Source organism: Microbulbifer epialgicus, assembly GCF_041447265.1.
GTDB classification, from domain to species: domain Bacteria; phylum Pseudomonadota; class Gammaproteobacteria; order Pseudomonadales; family Cellvibrionaceae; genus Microbulbifer; species Microbulbifer epialgicus.
Map to the genome: position 1 here is coordinate 1 of NZ_JBGMEK010000029.1, position 20481 is coordinate 20481.

5 protein-coding genes are annotated in these 20481 nt (G+C 50.6%); 2 read left to right on the plus strand and 3 right to left on the minus strand.

The window, feature by feature from the left end:
* Positions 1-375, plus strand: a 375-nt coding sequence (locus ACCI49_RS13455; RefSeq protein WP_371837343.1) for a transposase, incomplete at its 5' end; no start/stop codon positions are given.
* Between the two features lie 68 nt (positions 376-443).
* Here the strand turns inward: ACCI49_RS13455 and ACCI49_RS13460 are convergent.
* Positions 444-1079, minus strand: a complete 636-nt coding sequence (locus ACCI49_RS13460; protein ID WP_371839530.1) for a LysE family translocator — start codon at positions 1077-1079, stop codon at positions 444-446.
* A gap of 277 nt (positions 1080-1356) precedes the next feature.
* On the opposite strand from ACCI49_RS13460, the gene ACCI49_RS13465 reads away from it, so the two are divergent.
* Positions 1357-1647 (plus strand): transposase, encoded by a 291-nt coding sequence (locus ACCI49_RS13465; protein ID WP_371839531.1) that lies wholly within the window; start codon positions 1357-1359, stop codon positions 1645-1647.
* Between the two features lie 440 nt (positions 1648-2087).
* Here ACCI49_RS13465 and ACCI49_RS13470 read toward each other — a convergent pair whose 3' ends face one another.
* Together ACCI49_RS13470 and ACCI49_RS13475 are read right to left on the minus strand one after the other, a co-directional pair.
* The gene (locus ACCI49_RS13470; RefSeq protein ID WP_371839533.1) at positions 2088-7298 is read right to left on the minus strand and encodes a flagellar motor protein MotB; all 5211 of its coding nucleotides are present in this window, start codon (positions 7296-7298) and stop codon (positions 2088-2090) included.
* Entirely contained in the window at positions 7298-20467 is a 13170-nt protein-coding gene (locus ACCI49_RS13475; protein WP_371839534.1) for an isopeptide-forming domain-containing fimbrial protein, read from the minus strand. The genes ACCI49_RS13470 and ACCI49_RS13475 overlap by 1 nt, the downstream gene beginning before the upstream one ends.
* Between the last annotated feature and the right edge of the window lie 14 nt (positions 20468-20481).

Genomic DNA, 20481 nt, shown 5'->3' on the forward strand with positions numbered 1-20481 from the left:
CGTTTTCAAATTTACGAAGGAAGTATGAATGCCGATAGGCTGATTGACTTTCTTAAGCGATTGATCAAAACAGCGGGGCGTAAAGTTTACCTCATTCTGGACAATCTTAGGGTACATCATGCACGATTTGTTAAAGCTTGGCTGGCAGAGCACGAGGATGAGATAGAAATTTATTATTTACCATCATATTCACCTGAACTGAATCCAGATGAGTATTTGAATTGCGACCTTAAAGGGGGCGTTCACAGTGGCATGCCAGCCCGATCCAAGGAGAAGCTAAAAAGGAAAGTGCTTTCTCACATGAGAATGTTACAAAAGAAGCCCGCGCGTGTAGCAGCCTACTTCCGACACGAATCAATTAGGTACGCAGCATAACTGAACTATTTGTCCGCCGGGTTAATAACCCCGACAGGGGCGATAACAACCGCTTGTAAGTCGCTCCCTCATGGTTGTGAAAGTCCCAACTTGGCTCCAAACCCAATAAAGATGAATCCCGCTGAAGATTTTAACCATTTTGAAACTTTATGACTAATTGAAAGTGTTTTTAGTTGCGAAATGAGAATTACCATTGCCGAGAACCATAATAAGTTAACGGCAGCATGTGCGGAGATCAAAATATATGCACTTGATGCGCTATCCTCAACAGGTAGAAATTGAGGAAAGGCTGCAAGGTAAAACATGGAAACTTTTGGATTAAGCACATTCGTGAGAAGGCCCTCAAAAAATGCAGTGCGAATGGAGACTAAATTTTTTTCTTCGACAGGGGATAACTTAGAGCAATTCGCTTTAGGCCTCCAAGCTGACATAAGTGCCCTAAAACCTATCCAACATAGGTATGCTGCGCCCAACATTTTAAATACAAAGAACGCTTGAGCAGACTGTACAAGCAGTACTGATATACCTAGCACGGAAAGAGTACCATGTACATAGAAGGCAGCAACGAAACCCCAAACATTAGCAAAGCCGGCTCTTCGCCCAGACAAGGGAACCGTCTTCGCCACAAGGACTCCATTCGGTCCAGGGGAAATCACGAGAAGCGTTGCCACAAAAATGAATGCCGCTATGTTTATCGAATCCATCTATATAATCTCTTAAGTGTGAATTTGTAGAACGACGATTAACGCCTTGCTAAACGGCAACCGAAACGTACTACTGGGCCAGAAGGAAAGAATACACTGCACTCAAGACGCGCTGTGAATACATCCCTGTAAGCTCATAATCGGCATCCATGCCTCATACGGTCCCGAGCGCGGTGTATTCTTTCCTTCCCCTGTTTTAGTAACATAGGCTGTCTGTAGTGGTCTAATCCTTCCGGACACTTCGCTAAGATGGTAAAACTACCAAGCGAGGTGAAGTATGACAACAAAAGGTACACGTCGGCATTTCAAGCCGGAATTCAAGAAAGACGCCGTAGCCCTAGTCTCCGAGCAAGGATACTCGATTCCTACAGCTGCCGAGGCTGTAGGAATCACTGCTAACAATCTGCGACGCTGGATAAAAGAGCTGAAGCTGGAAGAGAGCGGAGTAAGGCTGGATGCCGGCGAGCGCGCTGAATTGGATCGATTGCTACGCGAAATCAGGCAGTTGCGTATGGAGAAGGAAATCCTAAAAAAGGCCAGCGCCTTCTTTGCGAAAGAAATAAAATAAAGTACAACTTTATCAAGAAGCAGCAAGGCAACTTTCCAGTTAGGGTGCTCTGTCGGGTAATACAGGTAAATAAGAGTAGCTATTTCGAAAGCAATCCCGCACCACACCTTCCACATTCTTATTAAAATCAGACAATTACAGACATATTACACTAACGTATAAACTGGAAAAACTGTCATCGTGAGCGAAAGTTCCTGATCTGGCACTTACCAGCTTAATGTTATTAAAAGCCCTGTATAATCTGGAACAAATTGCGAGGGTGCTTTAAAGACGGTGATAGAGAAATGATTGCAGAGGGTACGAGAGCTCTAACCTCGGTGGAGAGAAGCATATATTAGAGGGCTATATGTTCTATGGCAGGGAAATGCTGTGAAGAGATTATCCTGGCTTTTAGCAAGGCTGAAAGTAGTAAGGGCCAGGTAAGCACCAGGCCCCTCTAATCACAACTTCCCAATAATATTCACAAATACACCCTGGCTGTCGTAATCCAGCTGGGTGAGATCATCAGAGAAGTCGGTAAAGTTATAGCCTACGCCCAGTTTCAGGTGATCGCCGATATGACGGTACAGGCCTATCAGGGCACCACTCTTACTATCTTGGGCGTCGGGAAGATCGAGCAGGCGGCCTTCGATCAACAGGTCCCAGCGGTTAACGAAATGCCAATCAGCACGCAGCACATAAAGGCTGGCGCGGCTGTCGAAGAATTCCGGGTCTTCTCTATCGAGGCTCAACTGGCCGAGTCGATAGGCATACTTGGCGCCCAGGGTCCAGCGATGGGTCAGGTCATAGCTGGCATCCACAGAGAAAATATGACTCTTTTGGATAAATTCCGCCGAGGTATTCTCTACCGTAACCTGGTCCTGAGTCGGTACGTTATAAAAATAGGTGTATTTCAATAAGGTATTCAGGCGGTCGTGATTTACCGGGCGATAGGCATAGCCCATTACGGCTTCGGTAAATTTGCCATCGTAAAATTCTCCCTGAGAACTTTTGCTGTCGGAGTAATTTAATTTACCCACCAAGCGCCAGTCTGGATTGAGCTGATAACTCAGGGTATTTTTCAGCAACCAGGTGTCCCGCTCGGATTCTGTAACGGTATTCTCATCCAATGCAGTTTCCATCGCATCAGTACGGTATTCCACTGCAGAGGCCAAGCGGATGGCATCCAGGCTGTAGCCCATATTGAAACCCATAGCATTGCGCTCGGTTTTGGCGCCGGTACGAGGGTCTTCCAAGGTGCCCGCCTCTACCGTGGTACCGTAGGTCCAGCGGTCGTTGGGCGCCAGGTCCATCCCCAGGGCATGAGTCAGACCAGTGGAAACATCACCATGACTATATCGCTCCTCGCCATACATGCTCAGGGTATCAGAATAACGGCTGCGGAAACCGGTACTCATATTGCCCTTGCGCGCACGCACGCCGGTATCGCTACGCTCGTTATCAAGCGTGTAATTCATGTAAAGGCTGGTTCTATCGGTCACCAGAAAATCGGTTCCCAGACGCGCTGCCATACCGGTATCGCCGCTGGAGACTTCGCTATCCATGGTGAGTCGATCGCTCACTCGATAGGCACCGCCCAAACCGATGCGATTGTTTTCCTCGCGAGTGCCAGTTACTTCCATGGTGTTTTGTACAAAACCAAAGGCGCTCCAATTTTCACCGGAATCATAACTGGCTTCCACAGCCATATCGGTACGGTCACCCTGGGTCTGAGTCGCAGGAACTACCGTAGAGAAATCTTCACGGCTATCCGTACGTACCCCAGAGCTGAGCCGCCAGTGGTCATTGAGCCGATAACCGAGCATCAGGTCTGTGGCGCTGGTGTGAAGCCCAAACTCCTCTTCCTTACTATCCGCTTTGACACCTACATCGAAGCTCTCACCAAGGGGCAGGTTAACACCGGCTCCATATTGAGTAGTATCGCCCTGTACAAATTGACCGGGACCAGAGAAACCTGCTTCTCGCTCCTGGTGATAGAAATTACCGGAGCCGCGAAAGCTTTCGAAAAAGTCTCCCAATTGAAGGCTGCCCTCAACCTTGGTTGCGCCTGCCGTGGCCTCGGGGTCCAGGGTTTGTCCATTATCAAAAGTAAAGCCACCATCTAAGGAGCTAATACTATCCAGGTTGCCGCCTTCACTATCCGCGACTTCTACCTTTAACCAGCTACCAGCACTTTTACGCAGGGTGAGATCAAACCCCTGAAGGGCCGTTTCATTATCATCCTCATCCTGCCGGGTACCGCTGACACCCAGCTTTACGTAATCCCCAAACCAGTAATGGGCGCGGCCACCAAAAGCCAGGGTGTCCATCTCCTCAAAACCGGGCGTATATTCGTAGCGGGCTACCAAGAACTGGGGATTGCCGTTATAAGAGCCGTCCTGGATTAATAAGTTATCGTTGGCCAAGGCGGAAAGGGGCTTATTTAATAGGACTCGCCCCTGGATATAGTCGATATCGTAATCGATCACCGGGGAGAGATTTTTTACTCCCAATACCAGGCCAGAATCCTTATCCCGCACCTCTACGCGCAGGCGCTCAGATCCGCCGAGAATATCCTGATGGCGAAGAAAATACAGTGAGCCGCCGGTACCACGATATTCATCACGACCGGCAATAGTGCCGGGTTCCGCTCCAAAGGCATCTATTTGGAAACGTTTTTCCCCAAAGCTGGTTATGGCATCACTTTCAAAGTGACCATTAGCACCATAGAGTGCCCGGTCTATTTGCGCCAGTTCATTGTCGGCATAGGTCGCCTTGAAATTACCCCACAGGCCGTAGTCATCGTATTTAGATAACTTCACATAAAACTTGCCGGAAGTGGGCGCATCTTCAACTACCGTAGAGTCGTCACCAAAGGTGGGGTAGTAAAGATCACTATCGAGGCGGCGGAAAAGAGCATCCGGAGACTTTTCCATAAAGTTGGAAAACAAATCATCGACAGGCCCCTCTTCCGTATCCGCACTGGCAGCCAAGCGCCAGCCCTCTCCAAAACCGCCGCTGGTATAAAACGCCAGACGGCCATCGTAGCTTACAGAATTGTCGTAGTGGGTTTCATCGCCCGTCACCAGGGCTGCCGGTCCATTGGTTTTATCGTAGCCGATGGTAAGGTCGGCTATCCCCACGGTAAACCAGTCGTTTTTGGCAAATTCCAGGTCACGCAGGAACAGCTCACCATTGCCCTCTTCATCCAGGATCGCCACTTCCACAGTATGCATACCGGGATCAAAAATCTGTTCGGCAACGAATTGACCCTGGTCGTTTACCGGTATGGGGTTACCCGCCAGCCACACAGTGTGGCCCGGTGGCACCTGAGTACCGTTAACAAGCACACTATTGCCGTCCAGGGGAATATTTCTCCGCGCCAGGCGGTTCTCGCCGTAGCCCACCAGCAGTTCTTGGGCTACATCCACTGCTTCACTGGACTCTTCGATATTATCTACCAGCCACAGCGTTTGCTCAGCGGTTTCATCGAAGCGACCTTTTTTGTCGTACACCCGCAGCACATAGTAAAGCTTTTTCAGCGGTGCCTGGAATTCGGTAAATTCTGCCTGCCAATTCCCTTTTCCATACTGGTCCAACGGAACGACCGCAATGGGGGTATCGCGCAGGGATTGCCCTTCTTCAAACAGGCGCACTTCGGCCCGCTCAACAAAGGATGGGTAATTGGTGTAAGTGCGAAAAACTACACGATTCTCGCTAAGGTCGGTATCCGGGTTATCGGCATAACGAATGGTATTGGGCCACGCAGTAACATTTAGGCGCGGCTGCATCTTTTTGTTGTCGAAACGGAACTGGATATTGGCATTATCCAGAGCCACATCGGTACAGCGCTGCAGGTCGGCGGAGTTTTTATAAGGATCGTATTCCGGGCTGCCATCCACGGTAATACGCATTAGATTCAAAGCATAAGGGTTATTGGCGATGGCCTCACGGTTAATACGCTCGATTTCTAAGCGATCACTCTCCGCGAGTATTGCCAGCTCATCGTAGAGCACCTGCACTTCAACACGCGCGCCATCCTCTTGAATAAAACCGTTGGTCACCACATCGTCGGACTGCACATAACCACGACCTTCAAACTCCACCTGGGCGTCTTCGAGGTTAAGAAGCTCCTTTACCTGCTCCATGGCACGGCGGGCACGAGCGCCAGATAGACCGACATCATCCCCATAGACCATAGCTTCACGGCGATCCATACGCTTGTTTTCGCTGTAGCCGATAAAACTCAGGCGCACATTGGCCTTGCTGGAAATTTCCGCCATGGCAGTGCGCATTTGCATCAGTTGCGCCTGGGTAATGATGGGATCACCATTGTCAAAGCGAATCGGTGCTACCGCACCGCGCAGGGATTCATAGGCAATAGTAATCGTTTCCGCAACTGCGGCTTCCGGGCAGGCCTGCACGCCATCCACCGCAACTTCTAATGGATCGTCATACCAAAATTCCACTTCCACCCGTCGGTTAAGGGCGCGGCCTTTGGGTGTATCATTTGCAGCAATGGGGTGGCTGGCTCCTTTGCCACTGCTGGTAATCATGGCGTCCGGCAAAGCCAAGGCATCGCGCACTGCGAGGGCGACACGGCGGGCTTCACTATGGGACTTTTCCAGGTAGGCTTTTTGCTGCTCTTCGGCGCTTTGGTTCACATCCTGTGGAAGCGCATCGGTATGCCCGACAAAGTGCACTACCAGATTATTTTTATCTGCGAGGTTTGACCGTACCTCACCTAAACGCCGAATAAATGCGTCTGGCAACTCTAATTGACCAGGCTCCAGGCGCAGGGGGGTAACCAGATTTTTTAAGCGTGCGCGCTGCTCTGTCCCAGCGGTGTAATTGAGCCGACATACCGTTTCCTGGCGACAGACTTTCACGCGATTTAATGCCAACGCCTCTGCACGGGCGCGGGCTGCCATGGCTTCTTTATCCAGCGCTTCGTAAGTCACCCGCACTTGAACACGGCGATTTAACTCCCGCCCTGCAGTAGTAATGTTATCGGCAATCGGTTCTGCATCGCCCTGACTTTCTATCAAAATCATCTGCTCGGGCAATTCCAGGGCTTGCTGGAAAAAATCTGCCACAAATTGAGCGCGAGCCAAGGTGAATTCTTCCTTGCTCTCGAAATCCGCCACCAGCTCTTTTTGCATGGGATCGGAATCAGTGTGGCCGATAAAGTGCAACTTAAAATTGGGGGTTTCACCCAGTTCGTTTAACTTCTCCCGCAATAACTCCACAGTTTCCGCAGGGACTTCATCACCCACCATGTAGAACGGCATTGGCTCGATAAAGTCTTCCACCACAACCGGGTCCAGCGGCGCAATAAAAGTAGTCGCGTCCTGTAGCCATTGATTTGAGGGAGCGCGCAGCAGCATAGCCTCGGTATTGCTACCGATGGATTTTTCCTCGAATTCAGCCTGGGGTTCCTCCACCTCCGGGGCCAAACCGGGAATTTTTTGCCACACTTGCCACCAGCTGGCTTCTTGAGGCAGACCAGTCTCTGTGTCAGCTTGCACTTGGGCTTGCGCAGGAAGAGACAAAGCCAGCGCAATCGCTGTGGCGAGACAGCGATCATGCCGGTGAAAAGCCCGGGCCATTTTTTCTATTGAGCTAGCAGTGTTACCTGGCCGATTCATCTTGTTGCGCTTCGCAGAGGACATTACTCCAATCCTCCATTGCTGGGCGGCGCTCCACGCCGCCAGAACACTTCAGTCTCAATATTCAATTCGTAGTCGCCGTTACCACGCGCCCACTCATCGGCAATCTCAGCCTTGATCGTTTGCAAACGCTCATCCACCAAATCCGGGTCTTCATTTTCCGCGAGGTAGGACAGGCGCAATACCGATGGAGCCTCACTGAGTTTTTCCAGCAACAGCTCTATACGAGACTGCCACTGGGGACGCAACTCGGTGGTGCCCGGCTCAAATACTGCTTCGGCCATATCCAGACGCACTACCCGATGCAAGCTGGCACCGAAGTTAAACTTCACCGTCTTGCCTCGAGTTGCACGCATTACCCGCGGGTTTTCAGTGGTGAGACGATAGCCGCTGGGCAAGCTACGGTCGTCGAGCTTGAGCACAAAATTGGAACCGCGATCAGCATTCGGCACCACCGCACAGGTAATATGGAATCGCCCATGGGCATCGGCGGTGGCATTCAGGCCGGTTGCAGTAACCACCCGCGCACCGGGCAGACCACCTTCACCAGCATCCTGGTAGCCGTTCATGTTTTTGTCGTCGAAGACCTTACCGATCACATCGGTACAGTCAAAGGTGGGATCTGGCACTACGCGTACCGTGGCTGAGGCCTCACCGGAAGCCTCCTGGCCGGAAAGTTGGTTGAACATACGCGCGCGGTTGACATATTTGCCCTCACCTACACCGGAGCCCACTACCAGTAGCAGTTTCAGCTCACGGGTTTGCTCGGCTTCTACACGCAGATCAGACCAAATCAGCTGTAGCCCATCCATGACTGGTTCCACCGGCTCACCATCAAGACGCGCCGAACCGGCCACATATTTGAAGCCTGCGGGGAAGAAATCCACCAGCTGCAAATCTGAAAGTGGTATCGGCAAAGTATTGCCGAAGGTGATGGTGTAAGGCACCAGCTGACTTCGGGTTACATTCAACATCGCCGCAGTTTTGGTAATGGAGAGAGCACCTTCCAGATGCGGGTCCATGGCGATATGGTTATTAAACAGCTGGCTTTCTCCTGGAATCTGATCGTCGTCCAGGGTCAAACGCAGGTAGTAATCCGATGCTGCATCCCGCGCTTCTATATCCAGCGGTGGATGGGCGGGAGACAGTTGCACTTCGCAATGCTGCGCGGTACCTGGAATCATATCGGCATTGCTACCGAGGCACGCGCCTACATCAAAGCCCGCAGTTTCTCCGTTAGTTTGCGCCGGAATTACCAGGGATTCACCTCCCACATAATCGTCATCGGTAATTTCCACCTGAATCAGGTAATCGGCATTGGCCGGGCAAGCGGCATCGTCGAAATTAATATCGAACTTGTAGTAGCCGCCTGTACGGGTTACCTGGCCTTGCTGCTTTTTATCATCGAAGCAGCGGTCCGGCAGCGCCTGACCTGAGCTGGCTCGAAGCATGGTCAGGGCGGCGCCGGTTATGGGCTCGCGCAGAATCGAGTTGTACACCACACCATTGGGGGTAAGCGGAAGGTTCAGGTCCTGAGGATTGGCTCCTGACTCCACAAAGATCTCGCTGATGCGCTGCGGACCATTGGTGAAGTCGGAAACCGGGTTGCCCAGAGATGCGGTATTTTCACCAGCATCCGGCGCCGCGTAACGCATCTCATAACTGAGACCACCGTAGCTGTTGGGCGCTAGTCCCTGGAACTGGAAGTAACCGTTTTCATCGGTCTGGATGGTTTCCAGCAACGCATCATTGAAATAGAGATCCACTGCCCAATTCAGCAGCAGCCTTTCGTCCGTATCCGCCTGGTTGTTGAAATTTACATCGTGCCACAGGTAACCAGCCAGATTGGCAATGCCAGGCGTACCACCCACATCGATAGCAACGCTGGCCTGGTTGGTTGAGGGTGGATCATTCCACTGCACCTCTGCAGTGTTCAGTACCGTGTAACCAATTTCCAGGGTCTCCGAAAGTTTTGCCTGGAAGCGCAGTGTGGCACTTTCACCCGGCAACAAATCTCCGTAAATAGCGGAATAGTCAGCAGTAATTACAGTACCGGCAACACTGATTCCATCTACTTGGCCATTGAGCATGGCAGAGTCTGCAACGTATGTAAGGACACCATCGCCTGCAACCATAAGGTCATCAGTAATACGCACCATGGTCGCCGGCACGCCACTGATATTTGCAATGGTCACCAGATATTCCAACACCGTGCCTGCCTCTGCAGCTCCGCCGTCGACAACCGCTACTTCCTTCACAATCGACAGCAGCTGTGCATCACCGACTACCACTTGGGTGGGCTGGGCACCATTTGCCGGATTACCATCCGCATCGGTCAGGGTCAGTGGCAGCTCCTGCGCAGCAACGCTGCCCTGGTTACTGATCACTGTGCCCCGGGCTGCATCAGCATTCACCATCACATCGAAAGTCACCGTGGCAGTTTGTGCGGAACTAATCACGCCCTCATTGGCGCCCGGCAGTGGCGGTGTCAGATCGCTGGAAGAAACCGGCAAAGCAGTATTCAATAGCGACATACCACCAGCATTATCCGCCACCGCCATACCATTTAGAGTGGTGGTGCCGGCTACATAAGTCGTGTTCGCCGGCACCTGATCAGTGAGCGCCACTTGCATGGCATCGACGCCACCCATATTGGAGATGGCTATGGTGTAACGCAGCACATCACCGGGATCGACAATACCTGCAGATATATTATCCACGGCAATTGCCACGGTTTTGTGGGCGATCAATAAAGGGAGGTCACCGACAATATCGATAGTCGGATCGTTGGGCGCATCGGTGGCGGGATCATCAGACGGGATTTCATCGAATGGGCCACTGCCTGCGCCTTCACCATTAACAAAGCCCTGGTTAGAAATAATGGTGCCATCGTTAACATCATTAATGGTGACATCAAAGGTGACTACCACCGCTGCAGCGCCGGTCGCCGTCGCGCCAACAAAACCATCAGCCTCGCCAGAGGTATTCATGTCCATACCAGTTGCAAGGGGTGAAGCACCGCCCACATCCGTAACAGCTGTGCCATTTAAGGTCGTTGAGCCAGCAACATAGGTGGTATTCGCCGGAACCTGGTCGCGCAGCATCGCATTAACAATATTTTCGTTACCGGTATTTTCCACGCGAATCGTGTAGCGCAAAGTATCCGCGACCATCAGCAAATCCGGGTCATCAGTCATATCCACTGAGGTTTTGTGGGCCACCAGCAGTGGCTCGGACTCAATCAATACCTGGGTGGGGTCCTCATCACCTGTCACATCGGGATCATCGATGCCGTTAATATTGGGATCATCACTGTTCTGTAACAACTGGCCAGGCAATTGCACCTGGGCCTGGTTCAACACCGGCGTACCACTGTCGATCACAGCTGCCAGGGTTACCTCGTATACCACCTGTACAGAATCACCAGCATTTCCTGTGGCCGCCAACTCCAGATTTTTCACCAGTAACAAGCCGCTGCCGTGAGTACCGGCAGACGCATCTATGCCGCTACTGTCGCTACCCACTGGCGCTGTCACCAGCTGCAGTGAACCGGACTGGAACAGCGGCAAGCTATTCAGGCGGCCGAGGTCGTCAGTAATTTCGATACCACTAACATCCGCACCACTTAAGTTGGTCAGCGTGAGGGTATAGCGCAGCACATCTGCCGGGGTGGCCGCAGTTGCCGGATTTTCCGCTCGGGTTACATTCTCAACGGTTTTGTAGAAAGTGACTTTGGGTACAGAGGCGCTTACGGTATAAGCATCTTCGTGATCGAGTACGCCTGGCGTGCCATTGGTGGGTGCTGGACGTGAGTACTCACGCGCTTGCGGCATACTGCTATCCCAACTGTGCCAGAGTTCCACCCCGGCAATATTCGTCAGGGCATCGCCATCGAGGGTATCCACATCCAGATAGGCATCGTAACTCAGCAGCAGGTGGTGGTCCGCAGCCAGCATGGCCGCCGCACCCACTGAGGTAATGGTGAGGGTGCAGCTAGCCCCATCGAAGGTTGCATTAAAATCAGTACCTTCTGTCAGAGTGGCAACCGCAGCGCCCGCTCCATCAGTAATTTGCGCAGCAAAATTATTCGGAGCAGTTTCACACATACCGCCTGGATTACTGTCCGGCAGAATATCGGTCACTGTGACATCCCAAGCCGGGCCCGTACCGATATTGTGCAAATCCAGGGTAAAGGTGCCAGCTAAACCAGATTGCATACTCGCAGGTCCGGTTTTGGTCAGGGTGATCGCCGTGGGCTCCACAACCTGCATGTCCAGGGTGGTATTACCGGCACCGGCACCCTGCCCTGCTGCCGCATTGTCATTGTCATAGTTGTAGCTATAACTCGCGCTGTTGGTAAACGCCAGACCATCGACATTGGGCGGGTTGCTGTCACGCAAGCGCAGAGTCACATCGATCACGACCTGCTCACCTGCAGGCACATCAATGCCGCTGGTTGCATCGGCAATCACCAGCGCTGTGGCCGAGCCACTATTTTCCGGTGTGAATGTATTGCTACCGGATACCTTGGCCGCGCTGACAAATTCCAAATCCGCCGCAGAAGTAGTCAGGTCCATCAGCACACTAACATCGTGCAGGGCTGTGGGCTGTACGGTTTCCGGAATGGTAATGCGGTAATTAAACGGCTCGCCAATAGATGCTGTCGGCTGAGTATTTTCAATCAACAGCGGCGCTGCATTGGGCGTATTAAACTGCACACTGACTGGCGCTGTGGGGCCATAGTCCTCACGCATATCCGCGGTAACCACAGTCGCTCCCAAAGATGGCAAATTGTCATTATCCAGGGAGTAATACAGCTCAACATAAGCGGCATTTTGCAGATTGAGGCCCGCGCCCAAATTCGCATCCGCCTGTACCCGATACACCATCTCCAAAGCCTGGCCCGGATTAATGGCATAACCCATGCCCGCAGAAAAATCCCAAACTGCCGCACCGGTGCCGTTGTCGAAAGTGGGAGCAACAATGGTTGCTGCCACACCATTAACAGTGATGGACTGTACATTGACTCCACCCTGACGCAGGCCAACAGGGATTATGTCCCGGAAGATTGGATCATAGGCCGGTGCGGAACCGTTATTGGTAATGGTTATGGTGTAATCGACTATGTTACCAGCAGACAGGGTGGTCCCCCCCGCAGGGGTAGAGCTGATCGCCGCAACGAGATCCGGCTGTAACAGGTCCAGGGTATCACTATCATTTCGCAGCTCGGCACCGGCGGCGGCATCGAAAGTGAATTCCACATTATTGGTTAGCGCTGTATTACTGGCCGGCCAGGGGTGGGCATCCTTATTCAGAACCCTTGCCTGATAGCGAAGTACAAATTCATCGTTAGTGAGATTGTTATCACCACTGTTGATCAGCTCTGCAATATTCCAGCTCAGTGTTGTCGGGCCGGTAGCGGGATCACCGGCCTGCACAGGTTCGGCAATATCGTTATGAACAAAGGGTGCCGCCGCTGCGAAGGGTGCAGTGGTAACCCCATTAATTGACTGGGTGCCTACAAACACCATCCCCTGTGGAAGGGTATCGACAATTAAGGTATTGGGAGCGGTGCCCTCTGGCAGGGACAAACGCAGCTCATATTCCACCAAGTCACCGACACGCAGCTGTGGATCTGCACTACCGTAACTGTCGTCAACGCGGGTTTTACTGATTGTGCTGTCGTTGGCAGCGGTTAGCTGAGCGGCAATATTTTCCAACACATAATCATTCAGGCCACCGACACCATCGGCACCATTGCGCTCGTAAGGGCTGCTGTTGTCCTCATTAAGACTGGTCCACTCGATCCGAGCAGAGGCGGACAGTATCGCCGCAGCCAGCACTTCATCCAGCACCAGCACATCAAATACCAGTAGACTGTTGGTGCCAGCAGCTATATCCAGGTCGCTGTTCGAGCGATTCCACTCCAGTAACTGCGCAGCATTAATGCCATCCCCACTCACAGTAGGATCAGCTTGGGCGACACTGGCAAAGGTCACACTGCCCGGAACAAATTCCAGGCCAAGGGACAACTGCTCCCTGACCAGCAAATCGTAAGCAGCGGCGTTTTCCGGATTACCTGCCGCGGTGAGATCCAATGTGAAACGCAGGATATCTCCAGCATCCGGGTCGTTACCGGGGTTGGTCTGGTTAGCCACAGAATTTGTCGCAGACAAATCCGGCTCCAAGATAGTTAAGGTCGGTGCAGTACCCGTGCCACCGGCTTGAATCACACCACCGCTTGTAGCGGCATAGGAATAGCTGGCTTCATTATTGAAATTATGACCCGCCTGTGCCGTTGCATTGTTTGCAACCCGGGCACGCAGCTCAAAAATAGCGACAGCACCAGCCGGAATAATATCCAGGGCCAGGGCAATATTGTTGTTAGTGGTGTTATCGGTAAATGCACGGCCATTAATTTCCTGCAGCTGGATCAGCTCCAGGCTTGGGTCCAGTACATCGGCAATTTCCACATCGTAGATAGCCGATGTGGTTGCACTACCTGGAACCTGTATACGGTAAACCACTTCTTCGCCCACCGCTGCCGTAGCAGCACTCTGCAGAGTTTTTTGCGGCGCAGTGACTGTGGTGGCGACAGTTCCCATCGGATAGGGTGTACCCAGTGGAACAGGAGCATATTGCTCTCCGCTTTTTGCCGACAGTGACCAGAATTCATTGGTTGTAAAGGTATTTACCCAGTTTTCACCACCGCCAATATCAGTATAAAAGCCAATTTCGTAATTGATATCCAGGCAGGCTCCCGCTTCGACAGGCACCAGGAAAGTGAACTGCATATCGTCGCCACGATTACCTGGCGCGGTGTAAGAGTAATCGGTGCCCTGTGTAAGTACGGTGCTATCCAAAGTGACCTGCAGATTGGCGATGGAGGCCTCATCCATCTGAGTAGCCAGGTCATCAGTCAGGGACAGATCGTAGGCTGGCGCCAAACCGGAGTTACAGGCATGCAGAGTAAACTGCATCACATCGTTGGCCGGGTCCACATTCATATGGGAGCTTGGCCAGGTAGCGTCCGTTTTTGTCAGGCTGTCGATCACCGGCTGCAATACTGTAATGTCGGCACTATCTTGCAGGGTACTGGCAGCGCCGGTGTAATTAAGCACGGCTGTATTGGTCAGGGTCGCAGTCGGCGCTGCAATACCCGAACCCGCCACTACTTTGGCGGTGTACTCGATAACAAATTTATTGGTATTGCCGAAGTTGCTGAGGATATCTCCCAGGTTCCAGGTGACCGTACCTGTGTCCCCTGCTGTGGGCACAGCAATGGCTGAATAAACAAAATCATTCAGGTTGTCGTCGTAGGGCGCAGCAGTATCACCATTCACACTGACAATGGAATTAAATTCCAATCCGCTCGGCAGTGCATCATTAATAGTCACTGCCGGTGTCGTACCCGCTTGCAGGTTCAGGGCCAGTTGATAGGTAACCGTATCGCCAACCCTCAGCGTGCCTACTGCAGAAGCGGTATCAGAATCTGCAACAACCGTTTTCACAATACCGGTGTTGTCCACAGTATCGATACTGGCTTCAGCCGGACCCTCACAGTAATCGTCCGGTGCGGATATTGCCGGACAGCCAGCGCCATCGCGCTCATATGCCTGCTGATTGATACTGCTGTCGTCGAGGGACGTCCAGTCCAGCATTACGCTATTGCTAATCGGCGAGCCAAATACTCCTGTTACCTGGGTTCGATAGGTAATAACTAAAGTTTCACCAAGCTGCAGGTCCAAAGTGTTATCGCCATTATCACGCCCCCAAACCAGAGGCCCAACGGGAGCCCCGGCAGGTGTTGCGACAAAACCGGCAACAGCACCACCATTGATCATTGCTGTCGGGGCAAAGCTGCTGTCAAACTGCAACTCCGATGGCAGTGTATCGACTAAATTCAGATCAAATGCTGCAGCAGTAGATGCGGGATCATGGGCAACGGTAATCACGTACTCCAGTACATCGCCACCCACTGGCAAATTGCCCGGGTTAGTCGCATTGCTGACCGCTTTATTGATAGTGAGCAGAGGTTCCACCACAGTAACTGCAGCGGTATTGTCATTTAAGTTTTCTGTCGCCCCACTCTCACCGTTACTATATGTCAACGCCGCACTGTTCTGACGCGTGTCACCATTATTAGTCGCAAGGTCATTCTCCACGCGGGCGAAATAAGTAATTCTTACTAAGGGGTCCAGAGTACTGCCGGCAGTATCATTTTCACTGGCAGTATCGACTGTACCAATATTCCATACAGCGTTACCGGAAGTATTATCAGTAGGGAAACTGTTAAATACCCCCTCAGACGGGGCCGCACCATTAATGGTTTCAATACCTACAAAATCATAGGTAATATCGAAATCCGCATTGTGGCTCAGCACATAGCCTTCCGGGCTACCGAGCTGGTCGGTAATCACCACATTCTGGCTGATGCCTTCCGGCAGGCGGATTTCCAATTGGAATTTCTTATGCGCACCGATGGTAGGAACCACGGCGGGTTCCAGGTCAGATTTGGTTAACTGTAGCGGCGGTACTTCTGTCTGCGCACTGGCAGTGGTTTCATAATCGTTAATCGCATCGCCAGCATTGGGTAACACACCAATACGCATACCGTCAGCCGCTCCATCCGGGCCAATAGTATTTGCGCTGTTCAAGGCGACATCATTTCCAGGAAGAGACTGCCAGCGGGCCTGTACAATGTTATCCAGGATTTCATGGGGCTCTACGCCCTGCTCTACCCGCACATCAAAGGTAAAGGTTTTGGTATCGCCTACGGCAATGGTGTAATCCGCATTGCTGCGATTCCAGCTGAAAATGGGCGCATTGGCTCCGATAGTAGTGATATCGACATTCTGGGGCGGATCGGTACCACCGATATTGCCCAGGTAAACCAGCTTGGTGCCTGTGAGATCGTCGAGCACATGTAGATTGTAAGCAGCTGCAGTGCCGGTATTTTCTGCCGTTACGGTAACAGTGAGAATGTCATCCGCATCGCTATTGGGTACAGCGAATGACTTGGTCAATTGAATATTCGGACCCTGTACATTAATTGTATGAGGATCAAAATTAGTCGCTACTGGATCGGCCCCAATTGCGGGCCGATAAGTCATTTGTGCCACACCGCTTACCTTGGGGTTCACCAAAGTAGTGGCGTGAGGCGTAAAGGCATTGTTTTCCACCCGAGCAATAAAAGTTAATTCAACAGGCACTAATCCATCAGGATATGTAGTACGGTCAAAAGATAACAGATGCTGGTCACCATAACGCCACTCTACATAGTCATCGGTACAATTGACTTGAGGTACAGTCGGATCACCGCCAGTAAACCAGTTAGTATCTGGAATGGATCTCAAATCCAGCGCATCTGCTTCAATACAACTCAACCCATCTGGAAGATCATCACGGAAAGTAAAGTCAATTAACCGGGACGCAGGCACCTTACCGGTTAACCGATATCGTATCTCCTCACCAACAACAACATTATTATTTCTAGGGTCTCCAAGTGATAGCTCAATAACCTCTTTAGGTTCTGTTTTTACATCGATGATGGTCATGGTGGCATCATCAGAAACACAGTACCCACTACCATCAATGCAATAAATCCGGGCACCACCTAACGCTGGAGAGCCGGGCCGATCCGGAACCTGCCCATTTGTATCAGGGTGATTGGTGTTTCCAATGGTTGGATTACTTTGAGAGCCCGCCAGTCCTTTTAAGCTGTCATAGCGGAATATACTTGCAGTATTCTTAAAGGACTGATTCGGTACAACGGTTCGATGAGGGCTAACACGGTAATAAAAATCAATGCTATCCGATTCGTTCACCTGTTCCAATGCTGCTGAATGATCATAAGAAAATGTAAGGTATGCACGAGTGCCATTTTCTAAACAGTGTGGAGATGCCTCAGGATCATTGGGGTCATAGCTATAATCATTACGACCAACGCCTGTGCCGACAAGACCAAAATCACCTTCCGGTGTATTCTGCAGACCATCGGTTGCAAGTGGCCATACACACATTTGAGCACTTGCTAGCTCATCAGTAATTACAACATCATAGGCTGGCGCTGCACCGGGACCAGCGGCTTGATTATTTTCGACGGTAATCCGATAAACGAAGTCGTCGAATTTGCTACCAGATACGGTGTCTTCCCAGCTACAGTTATTAATATTTCCATTGACTTGACTAAAATTACAAACTTTTTTGGAAATATTTAGGTTAGGCTCCGTTACCGTAAGTTCTGCAGTCCAATCCTGCCATTGAGGATAACCTGGATATTCAGTATTACAGCTGGCATTCTTGGTGCAGCTAGAATTATCAATCGTAATCTGTTCTGTAGTTGAGGTACCCGTACCGCTCTTAAAATATGCAGTAAAACGTGCGCGACCATAATCGGTACTTGTATCACCATGAATGGTCGGCCCGGAAACTGTGTCCTCATCTTTATTTAGTAGCCGGGTTGTCATATTGGCAAGAAACCATTGTCCCCGCTTGTCGACAGCGTAAGAGCTACCATCACTAACATTCCACTTTAAGCCGGAATCAGAGAGTAAGGTTCCTGGAGTACTGGTAAAATTTGTAATAGTGTCACTACAATCTGTCCTGGTTGGATCTGGGAAAGTTGCATCGGCACAGGAAGAGAGTTGCTGATGATTTATATATCCCTGATGACCATCTCGCCCATTAAGACCACCAGGAGTCTCATCAGCTATTTCAATTCCACCAACTGCAATTAGGTTATAACCTGGTGTTTCAAACCCAAACCAGCCACCGGCATACACTTCGAAGTCGCACTCCTCACCAATCAAAATCTCGGGCTCAATCGAAGGCCTATTAGGCAACTCATTACAACTTCCTGGCACATGCCGTTTCAACAGGTTGAAGCCTAGCACCTTGCCACGCATAGCATCCAAAGAATAGTTATTTGCCTGCTGTTCTATCGGGTAAGTTCCAGGATTAGCTGCTTCGGGCGTTGGGTAGATTAATGGCCTTTCATCGTCGAGGGTTATCTCCCCAATCAAATCCACACGAAATGTTAGGTCATCAGCCTCCAAACCTGTACTGCTGGTATTTTTCTCTACAACAAAAGTAATATCCCCAGTACTGCCGCTTTGTGCTCTCAGAGTGCCCAGCCCATAATCAATTGAACAAAGATAGATACTTGCATCAGCGGGGATTGGTGGGATGTTATTATCAGGCGGCGGCAGCTTCCAGATAGGTATCTCAGGGTTAGCACCTGATGGATGGGTAGTACTTGGATGAAGTGGGGGATTAGCAACTGCAGTACTGCTACAACCATTCGGCACGCCTACAACATTCATGGTCGCACCAAAAGACACATAGGCATAGTAATGGTCTGCTCTATCTCCCCCCTCATTTGTGATTTCAAAAGTCAGATCAGTAGTGCCATTATCACGTACTATATGTAGTGCCGCAGGGATATTAACATCCAGGTCTTCTGGCCAGGCATCAAAGTTAGTAGTTTCAGTTACAATTGCGTTATTAATATTACAGAAATTATCGAACTCAACATCCACTTTATGTTGAAGTGTTTTTCTATAATTAGTATCTGGCTCGTTTGGCCCTTCATCAAGATTTGTTTCTAGATCAAAGGCTTCAGAATCAATTAGAATAATTCTAAAAGTAACTTCAACCCAATCACCGTGACGCAGGATATCTACTTGCGTACCATCACCATTTGCTTGACCAGCCCCCTTCAAGGAAAACTTCGGAGCTTTAAGCTTTGTATCACCAAGATCTGACTGATCGGGCGTCAAGGTGACTGAATTATCCCAATTAACGCCGCCCCGTCCAGAGGCAATACGCCCTGGGTAATCATTACCCCCTCCACCGTTACGGCGGTTCACTCGTGGAGAATATGTCGGGTCCATAACATATTCAGTTGGAAGGGTATTCAACAACCGAATTCCGCTCACCGTATGACCAGTATTATTAACTACCCGGATAGTTATCTCACCGCGTGACCCTGCCCTGCCACTGGTACCCTGAACATTATGAATAGTTGTAGTAATATCCAAGTCCGTTGGACTTTGGTTGCTGAATAGGTTGGCAGATTGTGAGGCCGGTGGCGCCTGTCCCCAGGCATGGGTAATACCACCGATCGGATCACCTACCTGAACATCACATCCCCATTCAAGGTTTCTAACTACGTTAGTTTGACGCTGACTATTGCACGATCCATCCATCTCCCCCGAAAAAAATATCGAAACTGCTCCATTAATGGTAGGTAAATTAAATTTCAACCCCGCCGCATCAACCCCTACCAGTTGGTTACCAACATCATCTATTCGCTGGCAACTACCTTGCGCCGAATCATCAACTACGGAGCTAATTGCATCAACTCTGGAGAAACACGCCCACTCCAGGTCAGTGGCTCCATTTAAAGGTGCTAACAAATCTTCAAATTTTACAGCTTCCAGCTCTCGAGAGCCGCTGTTCACTGTGACTTCCCATACAACTCCATCATGTTCGTGACCATACGCTGTGGAATCACCAAATGTCGGTATCAAAGCTCCCGAACTAGTATCAAAAGTACTTACAGACTTAGAAAGAGACGGGGTTGGCTGTTCAATAGTTAGAGTTTGGTTATCGCTTTGCTGCTGAATTGTGGTACTGCCACACGCCGAGTAGCGTGCGGTGGCTGTAATCCCCAGTGGCAAATTCAATTCTGCTAAATTTTCCTCCTCACCAGGACGACTACGTACATTAAATTCCAGCTGTACATACTCACAATCATTGTCAAATACATCGCTTTCACTACATATCGGCCCCCCCAATGATGATCCAGGTAAATCATTAAAAGTAAATGAAGGGTTATCATCACCATCTACTGGAGAGGTAGAAACGATGTCTGTTCCTGTAATTTGCAAACCCCCGGCATATTCAAGTCTGGGATTGTTCAGATTAAGATCTAAAGAAAGATTGCGCAGTGGCTCATCCGTTGGGTTACGTAACCGCACACGGACTGTTCCTGTACCACACAATTCACAGTGGCTATCGTTTGCAATCGCCACAACATCCGATATGGAAGGTACGGGGCACTCTTCTGTAGCTAGGGCATTACTCGCTGCAAACAAAAAGTAAAAACTGGTTAAAATTAGACCAGCAAACGAGTGTTTCCAAAATTTCAGCCCAATTACTTCTGACATCATCGTCACTTATT

Bases quoted from the DNA above. Each gene is read 5' to 3' on its own strand.
- ACCI49_RS13465 (WP_371839531.1), top strand. From the start codon at position 1,357: ATGACAACAAAAGGTACACGTCGGCATTTCAAGCCGGAATTCAAGAAA.
- ACCI49_RS13460 (WP_371839530.1), bottom strand. From the start codon at position 1,079: ATGGATTCGATAAACATAGCGGCATTCATTTTTGTGGCAACGCTTCTC.
- ACCI49_RS13475 (WP_371839534.1), bottom strand. From the start codon at position 20,467: ATGTCAGAAGTAATTGGGCTGAAATTTTGGAAACACTCGTTTGCTGGT.
- ACCI49_RS13470 (WP_371839533.1), bottom strand. From the start codon at position 7,298: ATGTCCTCTGCGAAGCGCAACAAGATGAATCGGCCAGGTAACACTGCT.